Genomic DNA, 23,916 nt, shown 5'->3' with positions numbered 1-23,916 from the left:
GCCGCTCCGCTCCGCTTCGCCCTCGCCGTGCCGGCGCCGGAACGGTCACGAACCCGGTGAGGGGGGCGGTCACGACACCGGCCCCCGGCCGGGGACTCCCCGGCCGGTGCGCGGAGGAGGGCGGGGAGCCCGACGGGGGTTCGGAGAGTACGACGAGGCCCCGGCCGGTGCGCGGGGGAGGGCGGGCACGGGGTGCGGTAGGTTTCGTTCCGCGTCGCGTCGGGTCACAATTGCTGTGACCGGTGGTTTTCCCGAAGGATTGTGATCTCCAAGTGAGCCCCGAGAACGTCTCTCCGCCTCCACTGCCCGTCGTGTGGCGGCCGCGGAAGGGGCGGATCGTGGCGTACGGCTTCGCCGGGCTGTTGGTCGTGGGGGCGGTGGTGCTGGCGATCCTGCTGCCCCCGCCGTTCACCCTGCCCGACAAGATCGGGATGGTCGTGCTCGGCTGCCTGATCGCCGGAGTGCTGCACCTGCTGGGGCGCTGCCGGGTCGAGGCGGACGAGCGGGGGATCACCGTGGTCAACCCGCTGCGGGTGCACCGCTACGAGTGGCCCGAGGTGCTCGGGGTGACGCTGACCGAGAGCGAGCCCTGGGCGAAGATCGACTTCGCCGACGGCGTCACGATCGGGGCCATGGGGCTGCAGGGCTCCGAGAAGGACCGGACCGTCCGCCAGGTCGGCGAGCTCGCCGCGCTCATCCACGAGCGGGGCGAGGCGCAGGAGAGGGGCTGACCCGGCCGGACCGGCCGGCGCGTCCGTGCGCCGGCGGGGCCCCTCGGCGGGCGTCCGCCGGGAGGGGCCGCCTCCGGCGCGGCCGTCAGGTCTCCTCGGCGAAGCGCTCGGCCTTGCCGGTCTCACCCGCGACGAGCAGGACGGCGCCCTCCTCGATGACCGTGTCCGAGGTGGCGTAGGTGAACCCGCCGCCGGGTTTCTTGATCCCGACCACGGTCACGCCGTACTTCTTGCGGATGGCGAGCTCGCCCAGCGTCCTGCCCGCCGCCCACCCGGGCGCCTTGGTCTTGACCAGGGCGTAGTCCTCGTCGATCTCGACGTAGTCGAGCATCCGTCCCGTCACCAGGTGCGCGACCCGTTCTCCCATGTCGTGCTCGGGCTGCACCACGTGGTGCGCGCCGACCCGCTCCAGGATCCGGCTGTGCTGACGGCTGATCGACTTGGCCCAGATGTCGGGCACGCCGAAGTCGGCCAGGATCGAGGTGGTCAGGATGCTCGCCTCGATGTCGCCGCCGATGCCGACCACGGCCCTGCCGAAGTCGGCGACACCGAGCTGGGCCAGCGCGTCCGGGTCGGTCGAGTCGGCGCAGACCACGTGGGTGAGCTGCCCGGAGAGCTGCTGCACGTTCTTGGGGTCGTTGTCCAGCCCGAGCACCTCGATGTCGCGCTCCACCAGCTCCAGCGCCAGCGCGCGGCCGAACCGGCCCAGGCCGATCACCACGACGGCGTCGCCGCGGCTCTTCTTGTCAACCAACGAGGGGACCTTCCTCCGGGTAGCGGAACCTGCGGGTTTGGACGTGCAACGCGAGCGCGGCGCCGAGGGTCACCGGGCCCAGCCTGCCGACGAACATCAGGATCGTCAGCACCAGATGCCCGGAGACGCCGAGATCGCCGGTGATTCCCGTCGACAGGCCGACCGTGCCGAACGCCGAGAGCACCTCGAACAGCACCCGGTCGAGTTTGAACGGGGTCAGCGTCATCAGGACGAACGTACCGAGGGCGACCGTGCCCACGCTGAGCAGGGCTATGGTCAGTGCCTGCCGCTGGAGCTGCTCCGGGAGGCGGCGGCGGCCCGTGGTGACGTCGGGCTCGCCCCGCAGCTCGGCCAGGATGACGTAGCCGAGCAGCGCGAACGTCGTCACCTTGATGCCGCCGCCGGTGCCCGCGCTGCCCGCGCCGATGAACATCAGCACGTCGCTGACCAGCCAGGTGGTCTCGTGCATCTGGGAGACGTCGACCGAGTTCATGCCGCCGCTGCGGGTCATGGCGCTGTAGAAGAAACCGGCCAGCATCCGCGGCCCGGGGGGCAGCCCGCCCAGGGTCGCGGGGTTGCCCCATTCGATGGCGGTGACGGCGGCCGCCCCGCCGAAGAGCAGGATCGCGGTCATCCCGACGGTGATCTTGGTGTGCAGCGACCAGCGACGCGGGCGGCGCCAGTTCCTGCGGAGCGCGGCGTAGACCGGGAAGCCGAGCCCGCCCGCGACCACGGAGAGCGCGAGCGGCAGGCAGATCCACGGATCCCGGACGAAGCGCATCACACCGTCCGGCCACAGGGTGAACCCGGCGTTGGTGAACGAGGAGACCGCGTGGAAGACCCCCTGGTACAGGGCGCGGCCCGGCGGCTCGCCGTACCCGGTGACGAAACGGACGGTCAGCACGGCGGCGGTGATCGCCTCGACCGCCAGCGTCACCTTGGCGATGCCCGCGACCACCCGGCGCACCTCGCCCTGCCCCAGGGTCCTGGTCTCCGCCTGCGTGTTGAGCCTGGCGCGCAGGCCGATCCTGCCGGAGACGAGCAGCGCGAGGACGGAGGCCAGTGACATGATCCCGAAGCCGCCGATCTGCATCAGCACCATGATCACCAGCTCGCCGAAGAACGTCCAGTGCGTCGCGGTGTCCTGTACGGCGAGCCCGGTCACGCAGACCGCCGAGGTCGCGGTGAAGAGCGCGGACGTCCACGACGCCTCCCTGCCCGCCTCGACCGCGACGGGCAGCGACAGCAGCGTCGAGCCCGTGAGGACCACGGCCAGGAAGGCGGCCACGACGACCCTCGACGGCGTGTTGATCCTGCGGAGCGCGTTCTTCACGAGGGGTGAGGATACGCCGTCCGCGGCCCGCCCTCTCTCTTCCGGACTCCCACCCCTGCTGGACCTCCCTCCCACAGGCGTAACCTGAGTCGATGCAGAGGCGGACAATCAAGGCGTCGGACGTGGAGTCTCCCGGACAGCTGGGCGAGGTGCTCGACGGGCAGGGATACCTCGCCGACGAGGGGCTGACCACGGCGGCGTTCCTGGCGTTGCGGATGGGCCGTCCGCTGCTGCTCGAGGGCGAGGCGGGGGTCGGCAAGACCGAGCTGGCCAGGACCCTCGCGGCGGTGCTGGAGGCGCCGCTGATCCGGCTGCAGTGCTACGAGGGGCTCGACGGGCCCCAGGTGCTCTACGACTGGGACTTCGCCCGCCAGCTCCTGCACCTCAAGGCCGCCGAGGCGGCCGGCGTCACCGACGCGGCCCGCCTCGAGGGAGAGGTCTACGACCGGCGGTTCCTGATCGCCAGGCCGCTGCTGAAGGCGATCGAGACCCAGCCCAGCGTGCTGCTCATCGACGAGATCGACCGGGCGGACGTGGAGTTCGAGGCGATCCTGCTGGAGGTGCTCTCCGACTTCGCGATCTCCGTCCCCGAACTCGGCACGATCCGCGCCGAGAGCCCGCCGGTGGTCGTGCTGACCTCCAACCGCACCCGCGAGGTGCACGACGCGCTGAAGCGGCGCTGCCTGTACCACTGGCTGGAGCACCCCTCCTTCGAACGGGAGGTGGCGATCCTGCTGCGGCGGCTCCCCGCCTGCTCGGAGATCCTCGCCAGGCAGGTGGCCGGGGCGGCGGGACGGCTGCGCGGGGCCGGGCTCGTCAAGCCGCCGGGGATCGCCGAGAGCATCGACTGGACCGCGGCCCTGCTGACCCTCGGCGCCCGCGAGCTGGACCCGGACCTGGCCGCGGCGACGCTGGGCGCCCTGCTCAAACACCGGGAGGACCACGAGGCGGTCCTCGGCGGCGGTCTCCTCGGCGGCCACCGTGGCTGACTTCGTGGCCGGCTCTGTGGCCGGCTCTGTGGCCGGCTCTGTGGCTGATTCCGTGTCTGATTCTGTGGCTGACGGAGGTGCCGCCGATGACTGACGGCGCGGACCCGCGGGACGGCGGCCGCCGCCCCGGCGGGCGGGAGGAGCGGGACCTGGTCGCCGTCATGACCGGGTTCGCCAGGACCCTGCGCGCCGCCGGGGTGTCCGCCGACCACGAGCGGACCCAGAACCTGCTGCGCGCGCTGTCCCATCTGGACGCCGCCAGGCCGCGTGACGTCTACTGGGCCGGCCGCTTCACCCTGTGCGCCTCCGCCGACGACCTGCCGCGCTACGACCGGGTCTTCCAGGCCTACTTCGGCGGGCTGCGGGCCGGCCGCTCCCGCCCGGCCGCGGTCACCGTCACCCGGCACGTCGCCGCGCTGTCGGACGCCTCCGGTGACGGCGACGAGCGCCCGTCCCGGACGGCGAGCGCGAGCCCGGCCGAGGTGCTGCGCAACCGGGACGTGGCCAGAATGACCGAGGCGGAGCTGGCCGAGGTACGGCGGCTGCTCGCCCTGCTGCGGGCAGGGCGGGAGCGGCGCCGGTCGCGGCGGTTCGGGCCGTCGCACCGGGGACGCCTCGACAGCAGGGCGACGGTCCGCGAGACCCTGCGGCGCGGCGGGGAGACCGCCAGGCTCCGCTACCGCGCCCACCGGACCAGGCCCCGCAGGGTGGTGCTGGTCGTCGACGTCAGCGGCTCCATGACCCCCTACGCCGACACGCTCCTGCGCCTGGGGCACGCGCTGGTCCGCTCGGAGCCCCGGGCGACCGAGGTGTTCAGCGCCGGCACCCGGCTCACCCGGCTCACCGCGGAACTGCGCCACCGCGACCCGGCCACCGCGATGAACGCCGTCTCGGCGGCCATCCCCGACTGGAGCGGCGGCACCCGGCTGGGGGAGGAACTGCGCCGGTTGCTGGCCCTGAACGACGCCGCGGGCGCGGTGGTCGTGCTCGCCTCCGACGGGTGGGAGCGGGGCGACGTCTCCCTGCTCGGCGCCCAGATGGCCCGGCTGTCCCGGACCGCGCACCGGGTGATCTGGGTCAACCCGCACAAGGGGCAGGAGGGCTACGAGCCGCTCACCGCCGGGATGCGCGCCGCGCTGCCGTACGTGGACGACTTCGTGGCCGGGCACAGCCTGGCCGCGTTCGAGGAGCTGGCGAGGCTGCTGGGAGGGCCCCATGCGTGACGTGCTGTCACAGATCGTGCGGTGGTGGGAGGCGGGTGAGACGTTCGGCCTGGCCACCGTGGTGGCCACCTTCCGCAGCGCGCCCCGCCCGCCCGGCGCCTCCATGGCCGTCCTCGGCGAGGAGGCGGAGGGCAGCGTCTCCGGCGGCTGTGTCGAGGGCGCCGTCTACGAGCTGGCCCGCGAGGTGGCCGCCTCCGGCGCGCCGGTCCTGCAGCGTTACGGCGTGAGCGACGACGACGCCTTCTCCGCCGGGCTGACCTGCGGCGGCATCCTGGACATCCTCGTCGAGCCGGTGTCCCGCGAGAGGTTCCCCGAGCTGGGCGAGATCGCCGCGTCGGTGCGCGGGCACGAGCCCGTGGCGGTGGCGACCGTGCTGTCCGGCCCCGGCGTGGCCGGAGCCCGCAGGGTGATCTGGCCGGACCGGTCCTCGGGGTCGCTGGGCGTGACCCGGCTGGACGACGCGGTCGACGACGACGCGCGGGGCATGCTCGCCCAGGGGCTCACCGGGGTCCGCCGGTACGGCGCGCACGGCGAGCGGCGGCTCGACGACCTGTCGGTCTTCGTGCACTCCTTCGCCCCGCCGCCCCGGATGCTCGTCTTCGGCGCGATCGACTTCGCCGCGGCGGTCGCCAGGGTCGGCAAGTTCCTCGGCTACCACGTGGTGGTGTGCGACGCCCGTCCCGTCTTCGCCACGGCCAGGCGCTTCCCCGAGGCCGACGAGGTGATCGTCAAGTGGCCGCACGACTACCTGAGCTCGATCACCGTCGACGAGCGGACCGCGATCTGCGTGCTCACCCACGACCCCCGCTTCGACGTCCCGCTGCTGGAGGTGGCGCTGCGCACCCCCGCGGGCTACGTCGGGGCGATGGGGTCGCGCCGCACCCACGAGGATCGCCTGGCGCGGTTGCGCGAGGCGGGTCTCGGGGAGACAGAGCTGAGGCGGCTGCGTTCGCCGATCGGCCTGGACCTGGGTGCGAGGACGCCCGAGGAGACCGCGGTCTCCATCGCCGCCGAGCTGATCCAGCTGCGCTGGGGCGGTTCGGGGCAGCCGCTGACCGAGAGGTCGGGCCGGATCCACGGGCACGGGTCCCGTGCGCGGCTCGACGGAGAGACCGACAGGGAGGAGCTTTCGTGAAGCCGGTGACTGAGACCGGGGGGCGGCCGCCGCACCGGGCGGGCCGACGACCGCACCGACCGCACCGGCCGGGCCGGGCGGGCTCGCCGTTCCGGGAGGCCCGGTGAGATCGGAGAGCGCGGGATTACTGCTGGCGGCCGGGTCCGGCTCCAGGCTCGGTACGCCCAAGGCGCTGCTGGAGTTCCGCGGTGAGCGGCTGGTCGACCGGGGGGTCCGGCTGCTGCGCCTCGGCGGCTGCCATCCGGTGGTCGTCGTGCTCGGAGCCGCGACCGTGCAGGTGCGGGGGGCGGTGGCGGTGCGCAACCCGCGCTGGCGCTCCGGGATGGGCTCCTCGCTCCGCGCCGGTCTGGATACGCTCCCCGGCCATGTGGAGCGGGTGGTGATAGCCCTGGTCGACCAGCCGTTCATCGGTTCCGAGGCCGTCGAGCGGCTCATCGGCGCCGCGCGGGACGGTGCCTCCGTCGCCGTGGCGACCTACGGCGGCGAGCCCAGGAACCCGGTGCTGATCGCCAGGGAGCACTTCGCCGAGGTCGCCGCGCTCGCGGTCGGCGACGTCGGCGCCAGGCCCTTCCTGCGGGCGCATCCGGAGCTGGTCGTCGAGATCCCCTGCGACGACGTGGGCGATCCGTCGGACATCGACACCCCGGCGGACCTGACGGCCTCGCGGGCGCGGGCCGCGCGGGCCGCGCGGCCCACCTCGGTGCCGCGGCGGGGCTGACCGGTTCACCGGGCCGGCGCGGTCCTCCACAGGCGCAGCGAGGCGACCGCGGCGCGGTGGTCGCTGCCCGCCGCGCGCTCGACGCCCGCGCTGGTCGCGGTGAACCCCCGGTAGAGGATGTGGTCGGGGCGGGTCACGGGGAAGGACGCGGGCCAGGTGAAGCCGAACCCGGAGCCCGCCTCCTGCTGGGCGTCCGACAGCGGCGGCACCAGGCCGGAGCGCTTGCGGTCCGTCGTGGCGGTGTTGAGGTCACCGAGCAGGAGCAGGTGCTCGCTGTCGTCGCGGTCGACGAGCCTGCGAGCGTAGGCGAGGGTCTGGTCGCGCTGGGCCGTCTGTCCCGGGCGGGCCGAGGCCAGGTGCATCACGTAGACGGTGAGCCTCCCCTTGGGCGTCTCGACCACCGCCCGCAGCGCCCGCGCCCAGTCCAGGCCGATGTCCACCTTCTTGGCCTGCAGGATCGGGAACCGGCTCCACAGCCCGACCGTGGTCACCTGGTAGCGGTGCGGGAAGCGGCTGTCGAGCATCTTCGCGGCAGGGCCGCCGTCGGTCAGCTCCTGCACCGCGACCAGGTCGCGCCCCTCCGAGACGTCCCGTACGGCCCGCGCCGAGTCGCCGTTGGCCGCGCCCACGTTGAGCGTGACGACCGACACGTCGCTGGGACCGCCGGGCGGGGTGCGCAGCAGAGCCGGGCCGAACATGATCCCCCACACGGTCGCGGGGAGCAGCGCCGCGACGATCGTCGGCCGTGAACGGGTGAACAGCGCGCAGATCAGCAGGAACGGCACGGCCACGCCGAGCCAGGGGAGCAGGCTCTCCAGCACCGGTGTGAACCCGCCCAGCTCCGGAAGGAACCGGTGGCCGCAGAGGACGAGGGCCAGCGCCCCCGAAACCACGATGATCGCCTGCCTCAGCACACCATTCCCATCCGTTTGCCGGCTGTTCGTCGGTGCCCGCCGGGTTCGTCGTCCGGCTCCGCCCGGCCCCGAGGGGTCCCCCGACTCGAGATCCGTACGCTACCGGCCTCGCGCCGCGGGTGCGGGGCTTGGTGCCCAGACGGTGAGTCGATAGCCTTGGCCCCGGAGGAAACGGAACAACATTCGGTTCTCATGGGTGCGGCGGAAGGACGATCTCGCGATGCGTATCGGTATGGCCCTGAACTATTCGGGGGGCTTCAAGGAGACGGTGGCCGAGCTGGCCGACTACGAGAGAGCCGGTCTCGACATCGTCTTCGTCGCCGAGGCCTACAGTTTCGACGCGGTCAGCCAGATGGGCTACATCGCGGCCAAGACCGAGCGGCTGCAGATCGCCTCGGGCATCCTGCCGATCTACTCCAGGACGCCCGCCCTGCTGGCCATGACCGCCGCGGGCATGGACTACGTCTCGGACGGCCGCTTCACCCTCGGCCTGGGAGCCTCGGGGCCCCAGGTCGTCGAGGGCTTCCACGGCGTGCCGTACACCGCGCCGCTGGGCCGTACGCGCGAGATCGTCGAGATCTGCCGGCAGGTCTGGAGGCGTGAGCGGCTGGCCTACGAGGGCAGGCACTACACCCTCCCGCTGCCCGCGGAGCAGGGGACCGGCCTGGGCAAGCCCCTGAAGATCATCAACCACCCCGTCCGCGACCGCATCCCCATCGTGATCGCGGCCATCGGCCCCAAGAACGTCGAGCTGTGCGCGGAACTGGCCGAGGGGTGGGAGCCGATCTTCTACGTGCCGGAGAAGGCCGCCGACGTCTGGGGTGCCTCCCTCGCCGCGGGCCGCGCCCGGCGCGACCCGGCCCTGGGAGAGCTGGACGTCATCGCCCAGGCCGCGCTGGCCATCGGTGACGACGTGTCCGGCTGGCTGGAGCTCGGCCGCCCGGCGGCGGCCCTCTACATCGGCGGCATGGGCGCCAAGGGCAGGAACTTCTACAACGACCTGGCCCGCCGGTACGGCTACGAGAAGGAGGCCGAGGAGATCCAGAACCTCTACCTGGAGGGCAGGAAGGAGGAGGCCGCCGCGCTGGTCCCGCGGGAACTGCTGGAGAAGACGTCCCTGATCGGGCCGGAGGGCCACGTCCGCGAGCGTCTCCAGGCGATGCGGGAGTCGGGCGTCACGACCGTCAACGTCACACCGCTCGCCCGCACGCACGACGAGCGCATCCGGCTCATCGAGAAGGTCAGGGAACTGGCCTCCTGATCCCCGGCCCCGTCCGCCGCGGGGCCCTTTCTCTCCTTCTCTCCTTTTCCATTCCTTCTCCTTCCCTCCTGGTCTTTTCCGGTGCCGCGGGCCCCTTCTCCCGTCAGGGGCCCGCGCGGTGCCCGTGGGGACCGGCCGGGTTTTCCGGTCGATCGAGGCTTCTCTCCGGCCGCTGGACGTGATATTCACTGAAGAAACCGGAATTTCCGACCGGTTGGGGAGGTTTTACCGCCTCGTGAGTTTCTCCCCGGTGATCGTGTGGCTCGTCGAGCGACTGCACGTGGACCTGTGCCGCCTGAGCAGTCAGCTCTGTCCCTGAACGCAGTTCCCACTCCCGTTCTCCCTCCCGCGTGCCCGCCTCGGCGCGGGCACGCCCTTTCGCCGGAGTCGCGTTCGTGAAGAGACCCTCCTTCTCCCTGCAACTGCTGCTCGGTCTGGTGATCGGCGCCGCCCTCGGGTTCGTCGCCCGCGCCGGTGACGTCGCCTGGCTCACCGCCACCCTGACCGAAGTCGGCAAGATCTTCGTCCAACTCCTCAAACTCGCCGTCCCGCCACTGGTCTTCACCGCGGTGGTCGTCAGCGTGGCCAACCTGCGCAACGTCGCCGGTGCCGCCAGGCTCGCGGGCAAGACGCTGCTGTGGTTCCTGGTCACCTCGCTGATCGCGGTGGTCTTCGGCATCGCCCTGGGCCTGATCCTCAACCCCGGCCTGGGCGTCGCCGTCGCCACCGAGGGGGCCAAGGCCGTCGACCTGGAAGGGGCGGGAACCTGGCTGGACTTCGTGACCGGCATCGTCCCGACCAACGTCGTCACCGCCTTCACCGAGCTCAACGTCCTCCAGATCGTCTTCCTGGGGATCGTCTTCGGCGCCGCGGCCCTCGTGGCCGGTGAGAAGGCGGAGCCGTTCCTCGCCCTGAGCCGCTCGCTCCTCGAGCTGGTCCAGAAGGCCCTGTGGTGGGTCATCAGGCTGGCGCCGATCGGCACCGCCGGTCTCATCGGCAAGTCCGTGGCGGCCTACGGCTGGGACCTGCTCGCCCCGCTCGCCAAGCTCAGCGTGGGTGTCTACATCGGCTGCCTGCTGGTGCTCCTGGTGAGCTATCCGCTGCTGCTCACCCTCGTCGGCAAGGTCAGCCCGCTCACCTTCTACCGCAACGCCTGGCCCGCGATCGAGCTGGCCTTCGTCTCCCGCTCCTCGGTCGGGACCATGCCGCTCACCCAGCGGGTCACCGTCGAACGCCTGGGCGTGGACCGCGACTACGCCTCCTTCGCGGTGCCCTTCGGGGCGACCACCAAGATGGACGGCTGCGCCGCGATCTACCCGGCGCTCGCCGCGATCTTCGTGGCGCAGGTCTACCACGTCCAGCTCGGGGTGGGGCAGTACCTGCTGATCGCGTTCGTCTCCGTGGTCGGCTCGGCCGCCACCGCCGGGCTGACCGGCGCGATCGTGATGCTCACCCTCACGCTGAGCACGCTCGGCCTGCCCCTGGAGGGCGCCGGACTGCTCCTGGCCATCGACCCCATCCTCGACATGATCCGCACCGCGACCAACGTCGCCGGGCAGATCGTGGTGCCGGTCCTGGTCGCCCGTTCCGAGGGCCGACTCGACGAGGCCGTTCTCAACGCCCCGCCGCAGCCCCTGGACGAGGCCCCCGCCGTGCTCCGCCCCGCCTCGGGGCCGGAGCCGGCCCTGGCCTGAAGCGGGCCGGAACCCCGTGACGGGGGCGGGCCCGCCGAGGACCCGCCCCCGTCACGGGGGACGGTGGGGAACGAGGGGGGACGACAGCGACGAACATCGTCAATAACATGCAGGACATGACCGTCACCCACGCCCAGCGCCGCCAACGCCTGGCGGCGATGCTGCCCGCTCACGAGGCGGACGCCATTCTGGTCACCCGGGCCGTCAACGTGCGTTACCTGACCGGCCTGGCGAGCTCGAACGCCGCCGTGCTGGTCACGGCCGACGCGGTGGCCACGCTGGCCACCGACTCCCGCTACGCCGAGACCGCCAGGCGGGTCTGCCCCGACATCGAGGTGGTCGAGGAACGCGACGTCGCGGGCGGCTTGGTCCCGCTGGCGGACCGGGTCGCGATCGAGGCGCACCACATGCCCGTGGCCGACTACTTCCGGCTGGGCGGGAACCTGCTGCGGCTGTCCGGCCTGGTCGAGTCGGTGCGCAGGGTCAAGGACGAGGAGGAGATCGGCCTCATCCGCACCGCGTGCGCGCTCACCGACCAGGCCTTCGCCGACGTGCTGCCCAGGCTGCGCCCCGGCGTGACGGAGAAGGAGATCGCCAGGGCGCTGGAGTCCCGGATGATCGAACTGGGCGCGGAGAAACCCGCCTTCGACTCGATCGTGGCGAGCGGTCCCAACGGCTCGATTCCCCACCACTCGCCCTCGCAGCGGCCGCTGGAGCGCGGTGACCTGGTCACGATGGACTTCGGCGCGCTGTACGCGGGTTACCACGCCGACATGACCAGGACCGTGGCGATCGGTGAGCCGGCCGGCTGGCAGCGCGAGCTCTACGAGCTGGTCGACGCCGCCCAGCGGGCGGGCCGCCACGCCGTACGGCCCGGCGCGCTCACCCACGAGGTCGACGCGGCGGCCCGCGACCTGATCGCCGGGGCGGGGTACGGCGGCTGCTTCGGGCACGGCCTCGGCCACGGTGTGGGACTGGAGATCCACGAGGTCCCGTTTCTGTCCCCGAGGAGGCCCGAGCCGGAGCCGGAAGCGGCCCGTGAGCACGCTAGACTAGAGGATCGAGTTCCGGTCACCGTTGAGCCCGGGGTCTACCTACCGGGCAGGGGCGGCGTCCGCATCGAGGACACGCTCGTAACGCGTGATGACGGACCGGAACTTCTCACACGGACGACCAAAGAGCTGCTTGTCCTTTAGAGCGGCCGTACGCAGGAGAAACTAGTGGCGACGACGAACGACCTCAAAAACGGCCTGGTGCTCAAGCTCGACGGTGGTGAGCTCTGGGCGGTCGTGGAGTTCCAGCACGTCAAGCCCGGTAAGGGTGGTGCGTTCGTCCGCACCAAGCTGAAGAACGTCCTGTCCGGCAAGGTCGTCGACAAGACCTTCAACGCCGGCGTCAAGGTCGAGGTGGCCAACGTCGACAAGCGCGAGATGCAGTTCTCCTACATGGACGGCGACGAGTTCGTCTTCATGGACACCGAGACCTACGACATGCTGAACGTCTCCCGCACCGCCGTCGGCGAGGCCGCCAACTACCTTCTGGAGAACATGCTCGCCACCGTGGCGGTCAACGAGGGCAACGTGCTCTACGTCGACCTCCCCGCGGCCGTCGAGCTGATCATCGCCGAGACCGAGCCCGGCCTGCAGGGCGACCGCTCCACCGGCGGCACCAAGCCCGCCAAGCTGGAGACCGGCGCCGAGATCAAGGTGCCGCTGTTCATCACGACCGGCGAGAAGGTCAAGGTCGACACCCGCACCGGCGATTACCTCGGCCGCGCCTGATGTCCGCACGGGGTAAGGCGCGCAGGCGCGCGCTGGACATCCTGTTCGAGGCGGAGGCGCGCAGCCAGGATCCGCTCAGCGTGCTCGCCGAGCGCCTTGAGCGGGCGGAGCCGCCCGTCAACGAGTACACCGCGACGATCGTCGAGGGCGTGTGCCGGCACCGGGCGCGCATCGACGAGCTGATCACCACCTACGCCGAGGGCTGGACGCTCGACCGCATGCCCGCGGTCGACCGCAACCTGCTGCGCGGCGGCACCTACGAGCTGCTGTGGATGCCCGACGTCCCCGAGGGCGTCGTCATCAGCGAGTGGGTCGGCCTGGCCTCCGAGCTGTCGACCGACGAGTCGCCGCAGTTCGTCAACGGCCTCATGGCCCGTTTCAAGCAGCTCAAGCCGTCACTGGCGTTGTAGGCCACCGGGTGGGGGCCGGGAGGCCCGGCCCCTTCACGAGTGTGCCGCGGAAGTCGCGAGGGAACTTCTCCCGTTTGTCCCCCTCCTCGGCGTGGTGTCCGATCCTCCGCCGCGGAAAGATCTCGATCGCGCGTGAACGTGGATCGGCCCCGGACGGTACCGCGGGCCACCCGGCGTAGGCTGGGGCTCGTACCGCGAAAGAGGAGGCGATCTGAAGTTGCGCGCCGTAGGCATCTCGCGCCCGTCCGGCACCCCGGCGGTCCGCACCGCCGTCGTCTGGGACGTGCTGCGGGCCGTACTCGCCGATCGGGTGGCCGCGACCGGCAGGGATCGGCTCGACATCGTCGACGCCGGAGGTGGAACGGGCGGCTTCGCCGTACCGCTGGCCGGTCTCGGACACGCCGTCACCGTCGTCGACCCCAGCCCCGACTCGCTGGCCGCGCTCGAACGCCGGGCCGCCGAGGCGGGCGTGGGCGTCCGTGCCCTGCAGGGGGACGCGGCCGACCTGGGAGAGCTCCTGCCCGCCGACCGCGCCGACCTGGTGCTCTGCCACAGCGTGCTGGAGTACGTCGAGGATCCGGTCAGCGCACTGAAGGCCATGGCGAGCCTGCTGCGCGGAGGCGGCGCGATCAGCGTGCTGGCCGCCAACCCGCTCGCCGCGGCGCTGCATCGTTCCATCGCCGGGCGCTTCGACGAGGCGCGCCAGGTCCTGGACGACCCCGAGGGCCGCTGGGGCGACCGTGACCCCACGCCCCGGCGCTTCACCCGCGAGACCCTGTCCCGGCTGCTGGCGTCGACCGGGTTCGAGCCCGGCGAGGTCCACGGCGTCCGGATCTTCGCCGACCTGGTGCCCAGCCGCCTGCTCGACGGGGAGCCGGGGGCGGCGGGCGCGCTGGTCGCCCTGGAGCAGGCCGCCGCCGCCCATCCCGTGCTCAGGGACATCGCCACCCAGCTGCACGTCCTCGGTCGCCGGTGAGCCCTTCGTCGAACGTGCGTTCCCATACAATGACCTCGTGTCGAGAAAACAGCAGGTGCCGCGTCCCGGTTCGCAGCTGGGGACCGACGACACCGGCTGCCCGATCCTGCACGTGGACATGGACGCCTTCTACGCCAGCGTCGAGCTGCGCGAGCGTCCCGAGCTCCGCGGCACCCCCGTCATCGTCGGCGCGCCCGGCGCGCGGGGCGTGGTGCTCAGCGCCACCTACGAGGCCCGCAGATTCGGGGTGCACTCGGCCATGCCCATGACGCGGGCCCGGCGCCTGTGCCCCCAGGCCGTGATCATCCCGCCGAGCCGCGGTAAGTACTCCGAGGTCTCCCGGGGCATCATGGAGATCTTCGGTACCTTCACCCCCGAGGTCGAGCCGATCGCCTCGGACGAGGCCTTCCTCGACGTCGGCGGGGCGCGCAAGCGGCTCGGGCCGCCCGCCGCGATCGCCGCGATGATCCGCGAGCGGGTCGTCCGCGAGCACGGGATCACCTGTTCCGTCGGGGTGGCCAACAGTAAATTCGTGGCCAAGCTCGCCTCGCAGCACTGCAAGCCGGACGGCCTGATGGTGGTGCCGGCCGACAAGGTGGTCGACTTCCTCCACCCGCTTCCGGTCGCGGCCCTGTGGGGCGTCGGGGAGCGCACCGAGCAGGCCCTGGTGCGGCTCGGGATCAAGACGGTCGGCGATCTCGCCCGGGTGCCCGTCGAGACGCTCCAGCGCGATCTCGGCCAGGCGGCCGGCGCCCACCTGGCCGCCCTGGCCTGGGGGCGCGACGAGCGCCGGGTGACCCCGAACACCCCCGACAAGAGCATCGGCGCCGAGGAGACGTTCGACACCGACGTCGGCGACCCGGAGAGGATCCGCAAGGAGCTGCTCCGCCTCTCCGAGCGGGTCGCGGCCCGGCTCAGGGAGGGCGGCCACGCGGGCCGCACGATCAGCGTCAAGCTCCGCCGCGCCGACTTCACAACCATCTCCCGCTCCCGGACCCTCAGGGAGCCGACGGACGTCGCCAGGATCGTCTACGCGACGGCCCGCGACCTGTACGCCGCCTCGGGCCTGGAGGGCGTACGGCTCCGCCTGGTCGGGGTGCGGGTGGAGAACCTCCGCCCGGCCACCGAGGTGACCAGGCAACTCGGCCTGGGAGAGCGGGAGACCGGCTGGCGGGAGGCCGAGCAGGCGATGGACAGGGCGGCCCGCAGGTTCGGTCGTGATGCGGTGCTCCCGGCGTCGCTTGTTCGCCCGCCGTTTGATGGAATAGATCTATGACACCGCCTCCGGTTTGGACTACGTTGGACGTTTTCTTTCGTCTACGTCTACAGCCTCGTATTCTGGGGATAACCGACCGCGAGGTTCGGACACCCCGTGTCGTCCGTCACCGTCTTCCCCGTACTGGGGCCGTCCTTGGGAGGCGCCGTGCCGCTCTCTGAGCACGAGCAGCGCTTGCTCGACCAGATCGAGCAGGCCCTCTACGCCGAGGACCCGAAGTGGGCCAATACCGTCAGGATCAGTGACCCGCGCAGCCACTACAAGCGCCGCCTGGTGAAGGCCTCCATAGGCTTCGTCCTGGGTGTCGTCCTGTTGATGGTCGGCGTTGTGAACTACATCCCGCTCGGCGTCGGCGGTTTCGTGGTCATGCTCGCCGCGTGTCTGTGGGGTCTGTCCAGTTGGAAGCGGATGAACGGATTCGGTGAGGCCCCCGCGGCCGGCCAGTCCGGTCAGCCAGGCAGGGCCGGGCGCCGCGGCGGCTCCCGGCCGAGCTTCATGGAACGGATGGAGGAGCGCTGGCGTCGTCGCCACGACGAGCGCTAGCCCGGCCCGCCGTCCTCGTGACGGCCGTGCCGTCCCCGCGAGGGGCTCGGGCCACCTGTTGTGACGATCGTGGGTCGCCTCCGGCGGAGGCGACCCACGTGTTCAGACGTCCCGGCGGGCGGGCCTGCGGAACCTGAGGTTCTCCAGCCGGTCGAAGCCGTCGAGGAGACGGCCCCCCATGCGCCGCATCCGCAGCAGCGTCGAGGGCGGCAGCAGCACCGCGCGGATCCGCCTGCCCCGCGTCACGGTGGCGGCCAGTGCCCGCCGTACCCTGCGGAGGTCCTCGTGCGGAGAGCCGGTCTCGCCGGGGGTCCGGGCGAAGAGCATCCGCTCGACCGACGTGGCGATCCGCGTCACCGCGGCCTCGGCCTCCGCGTCGAACCCGTACTGCCCGGCCAGCCGTCCGGCCAGCGCCCGGGGGCTCTCGCTCGGCTGCCGGGACATGCCGTAGTCGCACAATACGTCGTCGAGCTCGGCCCAGGCCGCGGTCGTCGCCGCCTCCCACCTGCCGGTCCTGACCGCCACCGGAGGATCGGCCGCGCCGGTCGCCGGGACGGCGGAGCCCGCGGCGGGCCCGGCCGCCGCGCGGGAGTAGGACCTGCGGCGGCGGGCGCGCACCTGCCAGCGGAACATCGCCGGGATAAGCGCGATCAGCGCCATGACCGCCACACCCGCGCCGATGCGCACCGCGACCGGAGTGCCCTCGTTCGTGACGACGGGGCCGCCGTAGTCGAGGTCGGGCCGCCGGTCACGGGGGTTGCTCGCCGACCCGTTGGGCATGTAGGTCCCGCGCGGGCCCGCCGTCGGGCTCGTGGACGGCTGATCGCTGTCCGTCCCGTCGGCGCGGATCCGGCTGTAGGACGGAACCGTCGCGCTGCCCTGGCCCGTGCTGCCGGTCGGGGTCGGCTCGAAGCGCAGCCATCCGGTGCCCTCGAAGTAGAGCTCCGGCCAGGCGTGCGAGTCGTGCACGCCCACCTTCCACCGCTCGCCGTACCTGCTGCCGCCGGTGTAGCCGATCGCGACCCGGGCGGGGATGCCCAGGATCCTCGCCATCACCGCCATCGACGCGGCGAACTGCTCGCAGTACCCGGCCCGGTTGCGGATCAGGAAGTCCACCAGCGCCTGGTCGTCGTGTCCCTGGGTGGCCAGGCTGTAGGTGAACCCGCCCTTCCTGGTGAAGAACTCCTGCAGCTGGACGGCCTGCTCGTAGTGGCTCGCGTCCCGCTCGGTCTGCCGTGAGGTCAGCTCCCTGATCTCCCTCGGCAGGTTGCCGGGCAGCTGCAGGTAGCGCTCCCTGATCGACGGGGGCACGAAGTCCGAGGACTTGAGCGTCTCGGCCGTCGGCGTGGGCTCGTCGCTGACGACCGTGTAGGTCAGCCCTCCCGCGGTGTCCTCGGTCGAGAACACCATCAGGGTGTCCCGGTCGGGCCGCCAGTCGCCCTCCACGTCGATCCGGCCGGGCGGGTACGGCAGCGGCAGGAACTTCAGGGTCTTGACCTCGTCGCTCACCGTGATCTTGGTGGTCACCTTCGTGACGGGCACGCTCCGGCCCTGGCCCGGGGCCGGGGGCAGCGGTCCCGCGGAGGTCCTGTCCTCGGGGCGGCCGTTGGGGCCGGTCATCGTCCACTGCTGGCCGTCGAAGATGTCCAGCGAGTACATCCGCAGGTAACGCGGACGGTTGTCGCTGCTGGTGTAGGTCAGGACGGTCGAGTCGTTGGGCAGCGACAGCTCGCCGCGCAGGTTGACGATGGGGTTGGGAATGCTGATCGAGTTGCCGCCCCTGCCCTTCCCGCCCACGCCGAAGCCGAACAGCGGGTCCGGTTCGAGGGTGGGCAGCAGCGAGGGCAGCAGGACGGCCAGCGCGACCGCGGTGATTCCGATGCGCTTGCCGGAAAGACGCAGCGCCCCGACGTCCGAGCCGGTCCGCGCGGCGGTCCTCGACGCGGCGAGGCCGGAGGTCCTGCGCACCAGCACCGCCCTGCCCCAGTGGCCGACCCGCTCCCTGCCGTCGGCCACCAGCAACCCGAGGTACCCCAGGGCGGCGATGATGAACACGTGCCAGCCGATCGGCTCGGTGATCACCGCCGCGGGGACGGTGAACAGGGCCAGCAGCGGCAGCCCGGTGAGCGCGGCCCGGCGCAGGCGGGAGGCGAGAAGATCGACGAGGATCGCGATCAGCGCGACGCCGCCGCAGGTGAGCATGGTGATGGAGGTGCTCGCGGGCACCGGCGCCGCGAAGCGCTGGATGTCGGCGAAGCCGGTGACCAGCAGCCTCCCCAGCTCCGCCACCGACTCCCTGGTGGGCACGACCCAGGCCCACGCCTTGTCGCCGGTGAACGCCACCGTCAGATAGATCCACACCGCGACGACCTGGGCCAGCGGCGCCAGCCAGTCCGGCAGCGTGTAGCGGCCGGCCAGCGCGCCGACCGCGGTGACCACCGCGATGGCCCACAGGCTCGCCCAGAACCAGGCGCCGCCCTGGAAGAGCGGATAGAGCGAGAGCGTGACCGCCGCCGTGGCCGCGCCCGACGCGATGGGAAGTCTCATGAGCCGCTCCCGCTGAGTGCGAACCGCCCGCGCTGCGCGGCCTCGGGCCACACGCTCGCGATCGAGGCGTCCGAGGGCAGCCGCACGATGCGCCACCCCGCCCCGGCGAGCACCTGCTGCGCCGCCCGGTAGTGCTCGTTCCCGGCGGCTTCCGGCTGTTCCCAGCCCGCCACGTCCAGCATCACGGCCACCCCGGTCATGTTGCCGCGCCTGAGCCGGGCCAGGTCCCTGGCCTGCTCGACGTCGAGCAGGCCGACGATCGCCACGACCAGGCCGTCGCCGCCGCCCTGCCGCAGGGCGGCGATGCCGTACTCCAGGGAGCGGGCCGCGCTGGTCCGCACCATGGCGAGGGCGTCCAGCAGCGGCCAGCCCGGCCCGGTGTCGGGAAGCTGCTCGGCGCCCTGGTCGGTGACCAGCCGCAGGCCGAGCCCCTCGCGTGCCAGGTGCGCGCCGATGGAGGCGGCGGCCGAGACCGCCGTCTCGAACGACGAGCGGGGCCCCTCACCCCGGTGCGCGTACCTGCGGGTGTCGAGCAGCAGCGCGCCGCGGCTCTGCCACTGCTGCTCCTCGCGCCGCACCATCAGCTCGCCGTACCTGGCGGTCGAGCGCCAGTGCACCCGCCGCAGGTCGTCGCCCTGCCGGTACTCGCGCGGCGCGACGTCGTCGTCGCCCGCGGCCGCCACACTCCTGGTACGGCTGTCGCCCCCGCCCGCCAGCTCGCCGGACAGGCGGACCTGGGGCAGCGGCACGACCTGGGGGGTCACCACGAGCGTGTCGCTGATGCTGAAGGACCTGGTCAGCTCGACGAGGCCGAACGGGTCGCTGATCCGCACGGTGAGCGGGCCGATGGCGAAGCGGCCGCGCAGATCGGACCTGACCCGGTAGTCGATCTCCCGGACACCGTGCGCCTCGACCCTGTCCAGGACGAACCTGGGCCTTGCCCCCAGCGCGTAGGGAACGGTGTCCTCGATCATCAGCAGACCGGTCGGCAGCCGGGTGACGTTCTCAAGGCGCAGCGTCACGGTGGCCTCGCTGCCCACCTGGGCCCGGGGCGGGTCCAGGCGCCGTGTGCAGCTCAGCCGGTAGCGGGTGCGGCTGACCACCATGGCCGCGAGCAGCGGCAGGGAGACGATCAGCACGCCGATCCTGAGCAGGTCGTGCTCGCCGAAGAGGAAGGCGCACAGCAGCGCCGCGACACCGGATGCGATGAAGGACCGGCCGCGTGCGGTGAGCGCCCTGAGACCCGAGGTCACTTCGTCTGTGCCTCTGGCACGGGCACCCGGCGGACCAGGTCTGCCATCACCTGCTCGGGCATGCGGCGCTGGCCCTGCGCCTCGACGCTGGGCAGCAGCCGGTGGGCCAGCACGGGAACGCACAGTTCCTGCAGGTCGTCGGGGATGACGTAGTCGCGTCCCGCCAGTGCGGCGTGCGCCCTGGCGGTCCTGACCAGCTGCAGGGTCGAACGCGGTGAGGCGCCCAGCCGCAGGTCGGGGGAGTGGCGGGTGGCCGTCACCAGGTCGATGGCGTACTTCTTGATCGGCTGTGAGACGTAGACCGCGCGCACCGCCTCGATCAGCGCCCTGACCTCGGCGGTCGTGGCCACCGGCTCCAGCTTGTCCAGCGGGGAGGTGGCGCCGTGCACGTCGAGCATCTCCAGTTCGGCGCTCGGCTCGGGGTATCCCATCGCGATCCGGGCGGTGAAGCGGTCGCGCTGCGCCTCGGGGAGGGGATAGGTGCCCTCCATCTCGATGGGGTTCTGGGTCGCGATGACCATGAAGGGACCGTCCAGCCCGTAGGTCGTGCCGTCGACGGTGACCTGGTGCTCCTCCATGCACTCCAGCAGCGCCGACTGCGTCTTCGGCGAGGCCCGGTTGATCTCGTCGCCCACCACGATGTTGGCGAACACCGGGCCCGGTTTGAACTCGAACTCCCTGGTCTGCTGGTTGTAGGCGCTGACCCCGGTGATGTCGCTGGGCAGCAGGTCGGGGGTGAACTGGATGCGGCGGACAGGACAGTCGATGGATCGTGCCAGCGCCTTGGCCAGCATCGTCTTGCCGACTCCGGGCACGTCCTCGATCAGGAGGTGCCCCTCCGCGAGGAGAACGGTCAAGGCCAGGCGTACGGCGTCGCCCTTGCCCTCGATCACCGACTCGATCGCCTGGCGGATGCGGTGCGCCGTGACGACCAGGTCATCGAGCTGAGGTGGGACGTCATGGGTTACTGCCACCAGGCCTCCATGAAGCTGCGGCGTTTCGCGCCGGGGGGTTTGTATTTCGGGGCCTTTATAGCCCCTTTTCCATTGTGTGTACCGACACTACGACGCCGTGGGTTGCTGGGCGACTCTATGTGGGTATTAGTGCAGTTTCGCGGCGGACAGAGACAGTCTGTGAGCTCAGCGTCTGGTTCCTGTGGAAGAGGCGTTCGGATCTTGTGACGACCCGGCAGGGGAGGCGGGTTCGCAAAGGAGAAGGGGTTTTGGGCGGGGCGCCCGAACGCCGCCGGGGCGACGGCGCGCTCCACTTTCCACCCCTCGGCGCCGCCGATCGGTTGATTCCGTGATTGGCCGGCTATCGCCCGTCTTCTCGACACGCCCGTGACGTGTGCGGGGCGGCTTACCCCCTCCACTCCGCACCACCCTTTCTGAGCTGGGGAAATAACGGCGAAACCCATCGCTAAGACGCGCAGAATCAGTTGACGGTGGAGAGAAGTGGAGTATGGTGGTGCGCAGTGGAGGGCAGGGGCTACAGCGCCTGGCGCTCCGCTAGGCACGGGAGGTGAGGCCGGTGTTTCTCGGCACCCATCACCCGCGTCTCGATGACAAGGGACGGCTGTTCCTGCCGGCGAAGTACCGTGAGGAGCTGGCGGAGGGTCTGGTGATCACCAAAGGCCAGGAGCGCTGCCTCTACGTTTTTCCCGTAGAGGAGTTCCAGCGCATTACCGAGGCTCTGCGCACCGCGCCGGTGACCGCCAAGGCGGTCCGCGACTACAGCCGCGTCCTCTTCGCCAGCGCATCTGACGAGGTCGCCGACAAACAAGGCCGGGTCACCATCCCGCAGGCTCTGCGCGAGTACGCCAGCCTGCGCCGTGAGTGCGTGGTCATCGGCGCCAACACCCGGCTGGAGATCTGGGACACACACGCCTGGGACACCTATCTGGCCGACCAAGAGCAGGCTTTTGCCGACTTGTCGGAGGAGGTGCTGCCAGGGATTCTGTGATTCCACGGTCGACTCATCGGTGAAAACGTCGTTCGGCGAGGTCTCCACCCGCAACCACATGCCTGTCAGCTGATGCACCTTCCCCGGTGTCAGGTGACGGGCGGCACGCGGGGGCGGATGGGGACCTGGCCGGACGGCCCCCGGGGGTGGGAGCCAGTAACAGACACCGATGAGCGTCCGCCGCACAACCGCGAGCGAGGCGGCGAGAGGGGGGTTGCGTTTCATGCGCGCCGAAAATGACATTCATGATCTTCAGGCCTCGGGCGGTCACGTGCCCGTGATGCTCGAGCGCGTGCTCGAACTGCTGGCCCCGGCGTTGTCGGGGCCCGACCCCGTCGTGGTCGACGCCAATCTCGGTCTCGGCGGACACGCCGAGGCGTTGCTCGCCGCCCACCCCTCGCTGCATCTGATCGGGATCGACCGCGATCCCACCGCGATCGCGCGCTCCACGGCCAGGCTCGCGCCGTACGCCGACCGGATCACCCTGGTCAGGGCGGTCTCCGACGAGCTCACCGAGGTGCTGGCCAGGGCCGGGTGCCCGCGCGTCAACGGCGTCCTGTTCGACCTGGGCGTCTCCTCGCCGCAGCTGGACGAGGCCGAGCGCGGCTTCGCCTACTCCTACGACGCGCCGCTGGACATGCGGATGGACCCGGAGCAGGAGCTGACGGCCGAGATCGTCGTGAACACCTATTCGCCCTCGCAGCTGATCCGGATTCTCCGGGATTACGGCGAGGAGCGATTCGCCCCGCGTGTCGCGCACCTAATCGGCAAGGAACGGGCCAAGGAGGCCATAACGTCGACTAAGCGGCTTGCGGAGATTGTCCGTGCGGCGATCCCGGCTGCCACTCGACGGACCGGGGGCAACCCCGCCAAAAGGACTTTCCAGGCGTTGCGGATCGAGGTGAACGCGGAGTTGACGGCACTGGAACGCGCGCTCCCCGCGGCCCTCGACGCGCTGACGCTCGGCGGGCGCGTGGTCGTGCTCGCCTACCACTCCCTCGAGGACCGGCTCACCAAGCAGGTCCTCGCGGCGCGGACCAAGGAGACCGGGCCCCCAGGGCTGCCCGTCCCGTTGCCGGCTCACCAGCCGCGGTTCGCCCTCCTGACCAGGGGAGCCGAGCTCCCGAGCGAAGAGGAGGTGGCCCGCAACCCGCGGGCGGCCTCCGCCCGGTGCCGGGCGGCAGAGAGGATCCGTGAGGCAGTTGACGAGGAGTGAGCAAGACGTTCGCCGCACCGCGCCAGGTCGCGGCGGACGGCCCGTGCGTGTCCCCCGTGCGATGCCGCAGGGGCGCAGGACCAGGCAGGCCAGGCCCGCCCCCGCCGCCCGTCAGGCGGCCGGGAGGGCCACGGCGTCTGCGGCGGTCGCGCCTGCCGCACACGGGGGACGGGCGCCGCGCGCTCCCTTCGTGCTGCTCGTGGTCGGACTGCTCTGCGGTGGCCTGGTCAGCCTCCTGCTGCTCAACACCATCCTCGCCCAGGACTCCTTCAGGGCCAGCGAGCTGCGTAACGGCAACAACCAGCTGCGCCAGAAGAAGGAAGAGCTCAAGCACCAGAACTCGCTGATGGACACTCCCGAGTGGCTCGCGAAGAACGCCGAGAACCAGGGACAGCGGCCGGACTGGGACGAGGTGAACGCCATCACCCCCGACCGTCCCGGTTCCGGCCTGACCACCGACCGCTCCACCGGCGACCGCACCGGATCGGACCGCTCCACCACCGACGGCACCACGACGGACCGCTCCACCGCCGACCGCTCCACCACCGACGGCTCCACGACGGACCGCTCCACCACCGGCGTGACCGGCGACCGCTCCGCCGGCGGCGGGACCGCCGGTGACGGCCAGACGCCCGCCGGGCAGGAGCGAGTGGCGGGCACGGGCCGGTGAAGGACACCGGCGGGCGGGGCCCCGGTCCCGGCCGAGGCGGCTCCGGAGGCGGATCCGCGGGCGGCTCGGGCCGCCGGGGCCCGGGCGGCCCCGGTCGTACGGGACGGCCCGCGGGACCCGACGGCACCGGGAGGCCGGGCGCCTCGGGCCGTCCGCCGCGCCCGGAGGGACAGGACAGGCCGGAGGCCGGGGGCGGCGGCAGGTCCGGCTCCTCCGGCAGGCCTTCCGGCCCGGAGAGGCCCGAGAGGCCTGAGAGGTCTGAGAGGTCTGAGAGGTCTGAGAGGTCTGAGAGGTCTGAGAGGTCTGAGAGGCAGGGCAGGCCCGGCGGCCCCGACGGGGCGGGCAGGTCACGCTCCGAGGGCTCCACGGGCAGACCCGGCGGCCAGGCCAGGACGGGCAGGCCGCGCCCCGAGGGTTCTTCCGGCAGGCCGCGTCCGGAGGGTTCGGCGGGCAGGCCGCGCGCCGAGGGGACCTCGGGGCGGTCGCGTGCCGAAGGTTCGGCGGGCAGGCCGCGTGCCGAGGGGTCCGCG

General features: G+C 71.8%; 22 protein-coding genes. 16 read left to right on the top strand and 6 right to left on the bottom strand.

All coding sequences use genetic code 11. The features are described 5' to 3' along the window. Window positions 1-272: 272 nt before the first annotated feature. Entirely contained in the window at window positions 273-731 is a 459-nt protein-coding gene (locus AB0N02_RS14415) for a PH domain-containing protein (protein WP_363945875.1), read from the top strand. 85 nt (window positions 732-816) lie between these two features. On the opposite strand, the gene AB0N02_RS14410 is transcribed toward AB0N02_RS14415, so the two are convergent. Together AB0N02_RS14410 and AB0N02_RS14405 are read right to left on the bottom strand one after the other, a co-directional pair. After that, entirely contained in the window at window positions 817-1,485 is a 669-nt protein-coding gene (locus tag AB0N02_RS14410; RefSeq protein ID WP_363945874.1) for a TrkA family potassium uptake protein, read from the bottom strand. Beyond that, window positions 1,478-2,818: a potassium transporter TrkG gene (locus tag AB0N02_RS14405; protein ID WP_363945873.1), complete on the bottom strand. Its 1,341-nt coding sequence runs from the start codon at window positions 2,816-2,818 to the stop codon at window positions 1,478-1,480. Before AB0N02_RS14405 ends, AB0N02_RS14410 begins: the two co-directional genes overlap by 8 nt. A 92-nt stretch (window positions 2,819-2,910) precedes the next feature. On the opposite strand from AB0N02_RS14405, the gene AB0N02_RS14400 reads away from it, so the two are divergent. From AB0N02_RS14400 to AB0N02_RS14385, 4 genes are all read left to right on the top strand, one after another. Further along, window positions 2,911-3,807, top strand: coding sequence for a MoxR family ATPase (locus AB0N02_RS14400; RefSeq protein ID WP_363945872.1), 897 nt, complete (start codon window positions 2,911-2,913; stop codon window positions 3,805-3,807). Between the two features lie 86 nt (window positions 3,808-3,893). After that, complete coding sequence (locus AB0N02_RS14395) at window positions 3,894-5,030, top strand: VWA domain-containing protein (RefSeq protein ID WP_363945871.1); 1,137 nt, start codon at window positions 3,894-3,896, stop codon at window positions 5,028-5,030. Continuing rightward, the gene (locus AB0N02_RS14390; RefSeq protein ID WP_363945870.1) at window positions 5,023-6,165 is read left to right on the top strand and encodes an XdhC/CoxI family protein; all 1,143 of its coding nucleotides are present in this window, start codon (window positions 5,023-5,025) and stop codon (window positions 6,163-6,165) included. Before AB0N02_RS14395 ends, AB0N02_RS14390 begins: the two co-directional genes overlap by 8 nt. Before the next feature lie 103 nt (window positions 6,166-6,268). Beyond that, on the top strand, window positions 6,269-6,883 hold the full coding sequence (locus tag AB0N02_RS14385; protein WP_363945869.1) for a nucleotidyltransferase family protein: 615 nt from the start codon (window positions 6,269-6,271) through the stop codon (window positions 6,881-6,883). Between the two features lie 5 nt (window positions 6,884-6,888). On the opposite strand, the gene AB0N02_RS14380 is transcribed toward AB0N02_RS14385, so the two are convergent. Then, window positions 6,889-7,797: an endonuclease/exonuclease/phosphatase family protein gene (locus AB0N02_RS14380; protein ID WP_363945868.1), complete on the bottom strand. Its 909-nt coding sequence runs from the start codon at window positions 7,795-7,797 to the stop codon at window positions 6,889-6,891. A gap of 220 nt (window positions 7,798-8,017) precedes the next feature. Here AB0N02_RS14380 and AB0N02_RS14375 point away from each other — a divergent pair, with 220 nt between their 5' ends. The 8 genes from AB0N02_RS14375 (at window position 8,018) to AB0N02_RS14340 (ending at window position 15,738) form a co-directional block, all read left to right on the top strand. Beyond that, window positions 8,018-9,058, top strand: coding sequence for an LLM class F420-dependent oxidoreductase (locus tag AB0N02_RS14375; protein ID WP_363945867.1), 1,041 nt, complete (start codon window positions 8,018-8,020; stop codon window positions 9,056-9,058). A 395-nt stretch (window positions 9,059-9,453) separates the two neighbouring features. Continuing rightward, complete coding sequence (locus tag AB0N02_RS14370) at window positions 9,454-10,752, top strand: dicarboxylate/amino acid:cation symporter (protein ID WP_363945865.1); 1,299 nt, start codon at window positions 9,454-9,456, stop codon at window positions 10,750-10,752. A gap of 116 nt (window positions 10,753-10,868) precedes the next feature. Next, entirely contained in the window at window positions 10,869-11,948 is a 1,080-nt protein-coding gene (locus tag AB0N02_RS14365; protein WP_363945863.1) for a Xaa-Pro peptidase family protein, read from the top strand. 24 nt (window positions 11,949-11,972) lie between these two features. Then, window positions 11,973-12,533: an elongation factor P gene (gene efp, locus AB0N02_RS14360; protein WP_363945861.1), complete on the top strand. Its 561-nt coding sequence runs from the start codon at window positions 11,973-11,975 to the stop codon at window positions 12,531-12,533. Then, window positions 12,533-12,943, top strand: coding sequence for a transcription antitermination factor NusB (nusB, locus tag AB0N02_RS14355; RefSeq protein ID WP_086577701.1), 411 nt, complete (start codon window positions 12,533-12,535; stop codon window positions 12,941-12,943). Before efp ends, nusB begins: the two co-directional genes overlap by 1 nt. 217 nt (window positions 12,944-13,160) lie before the next feature. Further along, the gene (locus AB0N02_RS14350) at window positions 13,161-13,919 is read left to right on the top strand and encodes a methyltransferase domain-containing protein (RefSeq protein WP_363945859.1); all 759 of its coding nucleotides are present in this window, start codon (window positions 13,161-13,163) and stop codon (window positions 13,917-13,919) included. A 37-nt stretch (window positions 13,920-13,956) separates the two neighbouring features. After that, window positions 13,957-15,195 carry a DNA polymerase IV gene (locus AB0N02_RS14345; protein WP_363945857.1) on the top strand — a complete coding sequence of 413 codons (1,239 nt, stop codon included), beginning with the start codon at window positions 13,957-13,959 and terminating at the stop codon, window positions 15,193-15,195. A gap of 147 nt (window positions 15,196-15,342) precedes the next feature. After that, entirely contained in the window at window positions 15,343-15,738 is a 396-nt protein-coding gene (locus AB0N02_RS14340; RefSeq protein ID WP_363945856.1) for a DUF3040 domain-containing protein, read from the top strand. A gap of 102 nt (window positions 15,739-15,840) precedes the next feature. On the opposite strand, the gene AB0N02_RS14335 is transcribed toward AB0N02_RS14340, so the two are convergent. From AB0N02_RS14335 to AB0N02_RS14325, 3 genes are read right to left on the bottom strand one after another with little or no spacing between them, the layout of a single operon-like run. Beyond that, entirely contained in the window at window positions 15,841-18,285 is a 2,445-nt protein-coding gene (locus AB0N02_RS14335; protein WP_363945855.1) for a DUF3488 and transglutaminase-like domain-containing protein, read from the bottom strand. Then, window positions 18,282-19,538, bottom strand: a complete 1,257-nt coding sequence (locus AB0N02_RS14330; RefSeq protein ID WP_363945854.1) for a DUF58 domain-containing protein — start codon at window positions 19,536-19,538, stop codon at window positions 18,282-18,284. The genes AB0N02_RS14335 and AB0N02_RS14330 overlap by 4 nt, the downstream gene beginning before the upstream one ends. Further along, window positions 19,535-20,512 (bottom strand): MoxR family ATPase, encoded by a 978-nt coding sequence (locus AB0N02_RS14325; protein WP_363945853.1) that lies wholly within the window; start codon window positions 20,510-20,512, stop codon window positions 19,535-19,537. Before AB0N02_RS14325 ends, AB0N02_RS14330 begins: the two co-directional genes overlap by 4 nt. 556 nt (window positions 20,513-21,068) lie before the next feature. Between AB0N02_RS14325 and mraZ the strand changes: the two genes are divergently transcribed. From mraZ to AB0N02_RS14310, 3 genes are all read left to right on the top strand, one after another. After that, window positions 21,069-21,500 (top strand): division/cell wall cluster transcriptional repressor MraZ, encoded by a 432-nt coding sequence (gene mraZ / locus AB0N02_RS14320; RefSeq protein WP_363945852.1) that lies wholly within the window; start codon window positions 21,069-21,071, stop codon window positions 21,498-21,500. A 223-nt stretch (window positions 21,501-21,723) separates the two neighbouring features. Continuing rightward, window positions 21,724-22,716 carry a 16S rRNA (cytosine(1402)-N(4))-methyltransferase RsmH gene (gene rsmH / locus AB0N02_RS14315; RefSeq protein WP_363945850.1) on the top strand — a complete coding sequence of 331 codons (993 nt, stop codon included), beginning with the start codon at window positions 21,724-21,726 and terminating at the stop codon, window positions 22,714-22,716. A gap of 43 nt (window positions 22,717-22,759) precedes the next feature. Next, window positions 22,760-23,386, top strand: a complete 627-nt coding sequence (locus AB0N02_RS14310; RefSeq protein ID WP_363945848.1) for a hypothetical protein — start codon at window positions 22,760-22,762, stop codon at window positions 23,384-23,386. Window positions 23,387-23,916 lie beyond the last annotated feature (530 nt).

The organism is Streptosporangium sp. NPDC051022, assembly GCF_040683035.1.
Lineage (GTDB): Bacteria > Actinomycetota > Actinomycetes > Streptosporangiales > Streptosporangiaceae > Streptosporangium.
The sequence above is the reverse complement of the archived record's forward strand: the minus strand, read 5'-3'. Positions and strand labels throughout refer to the sequence as shown.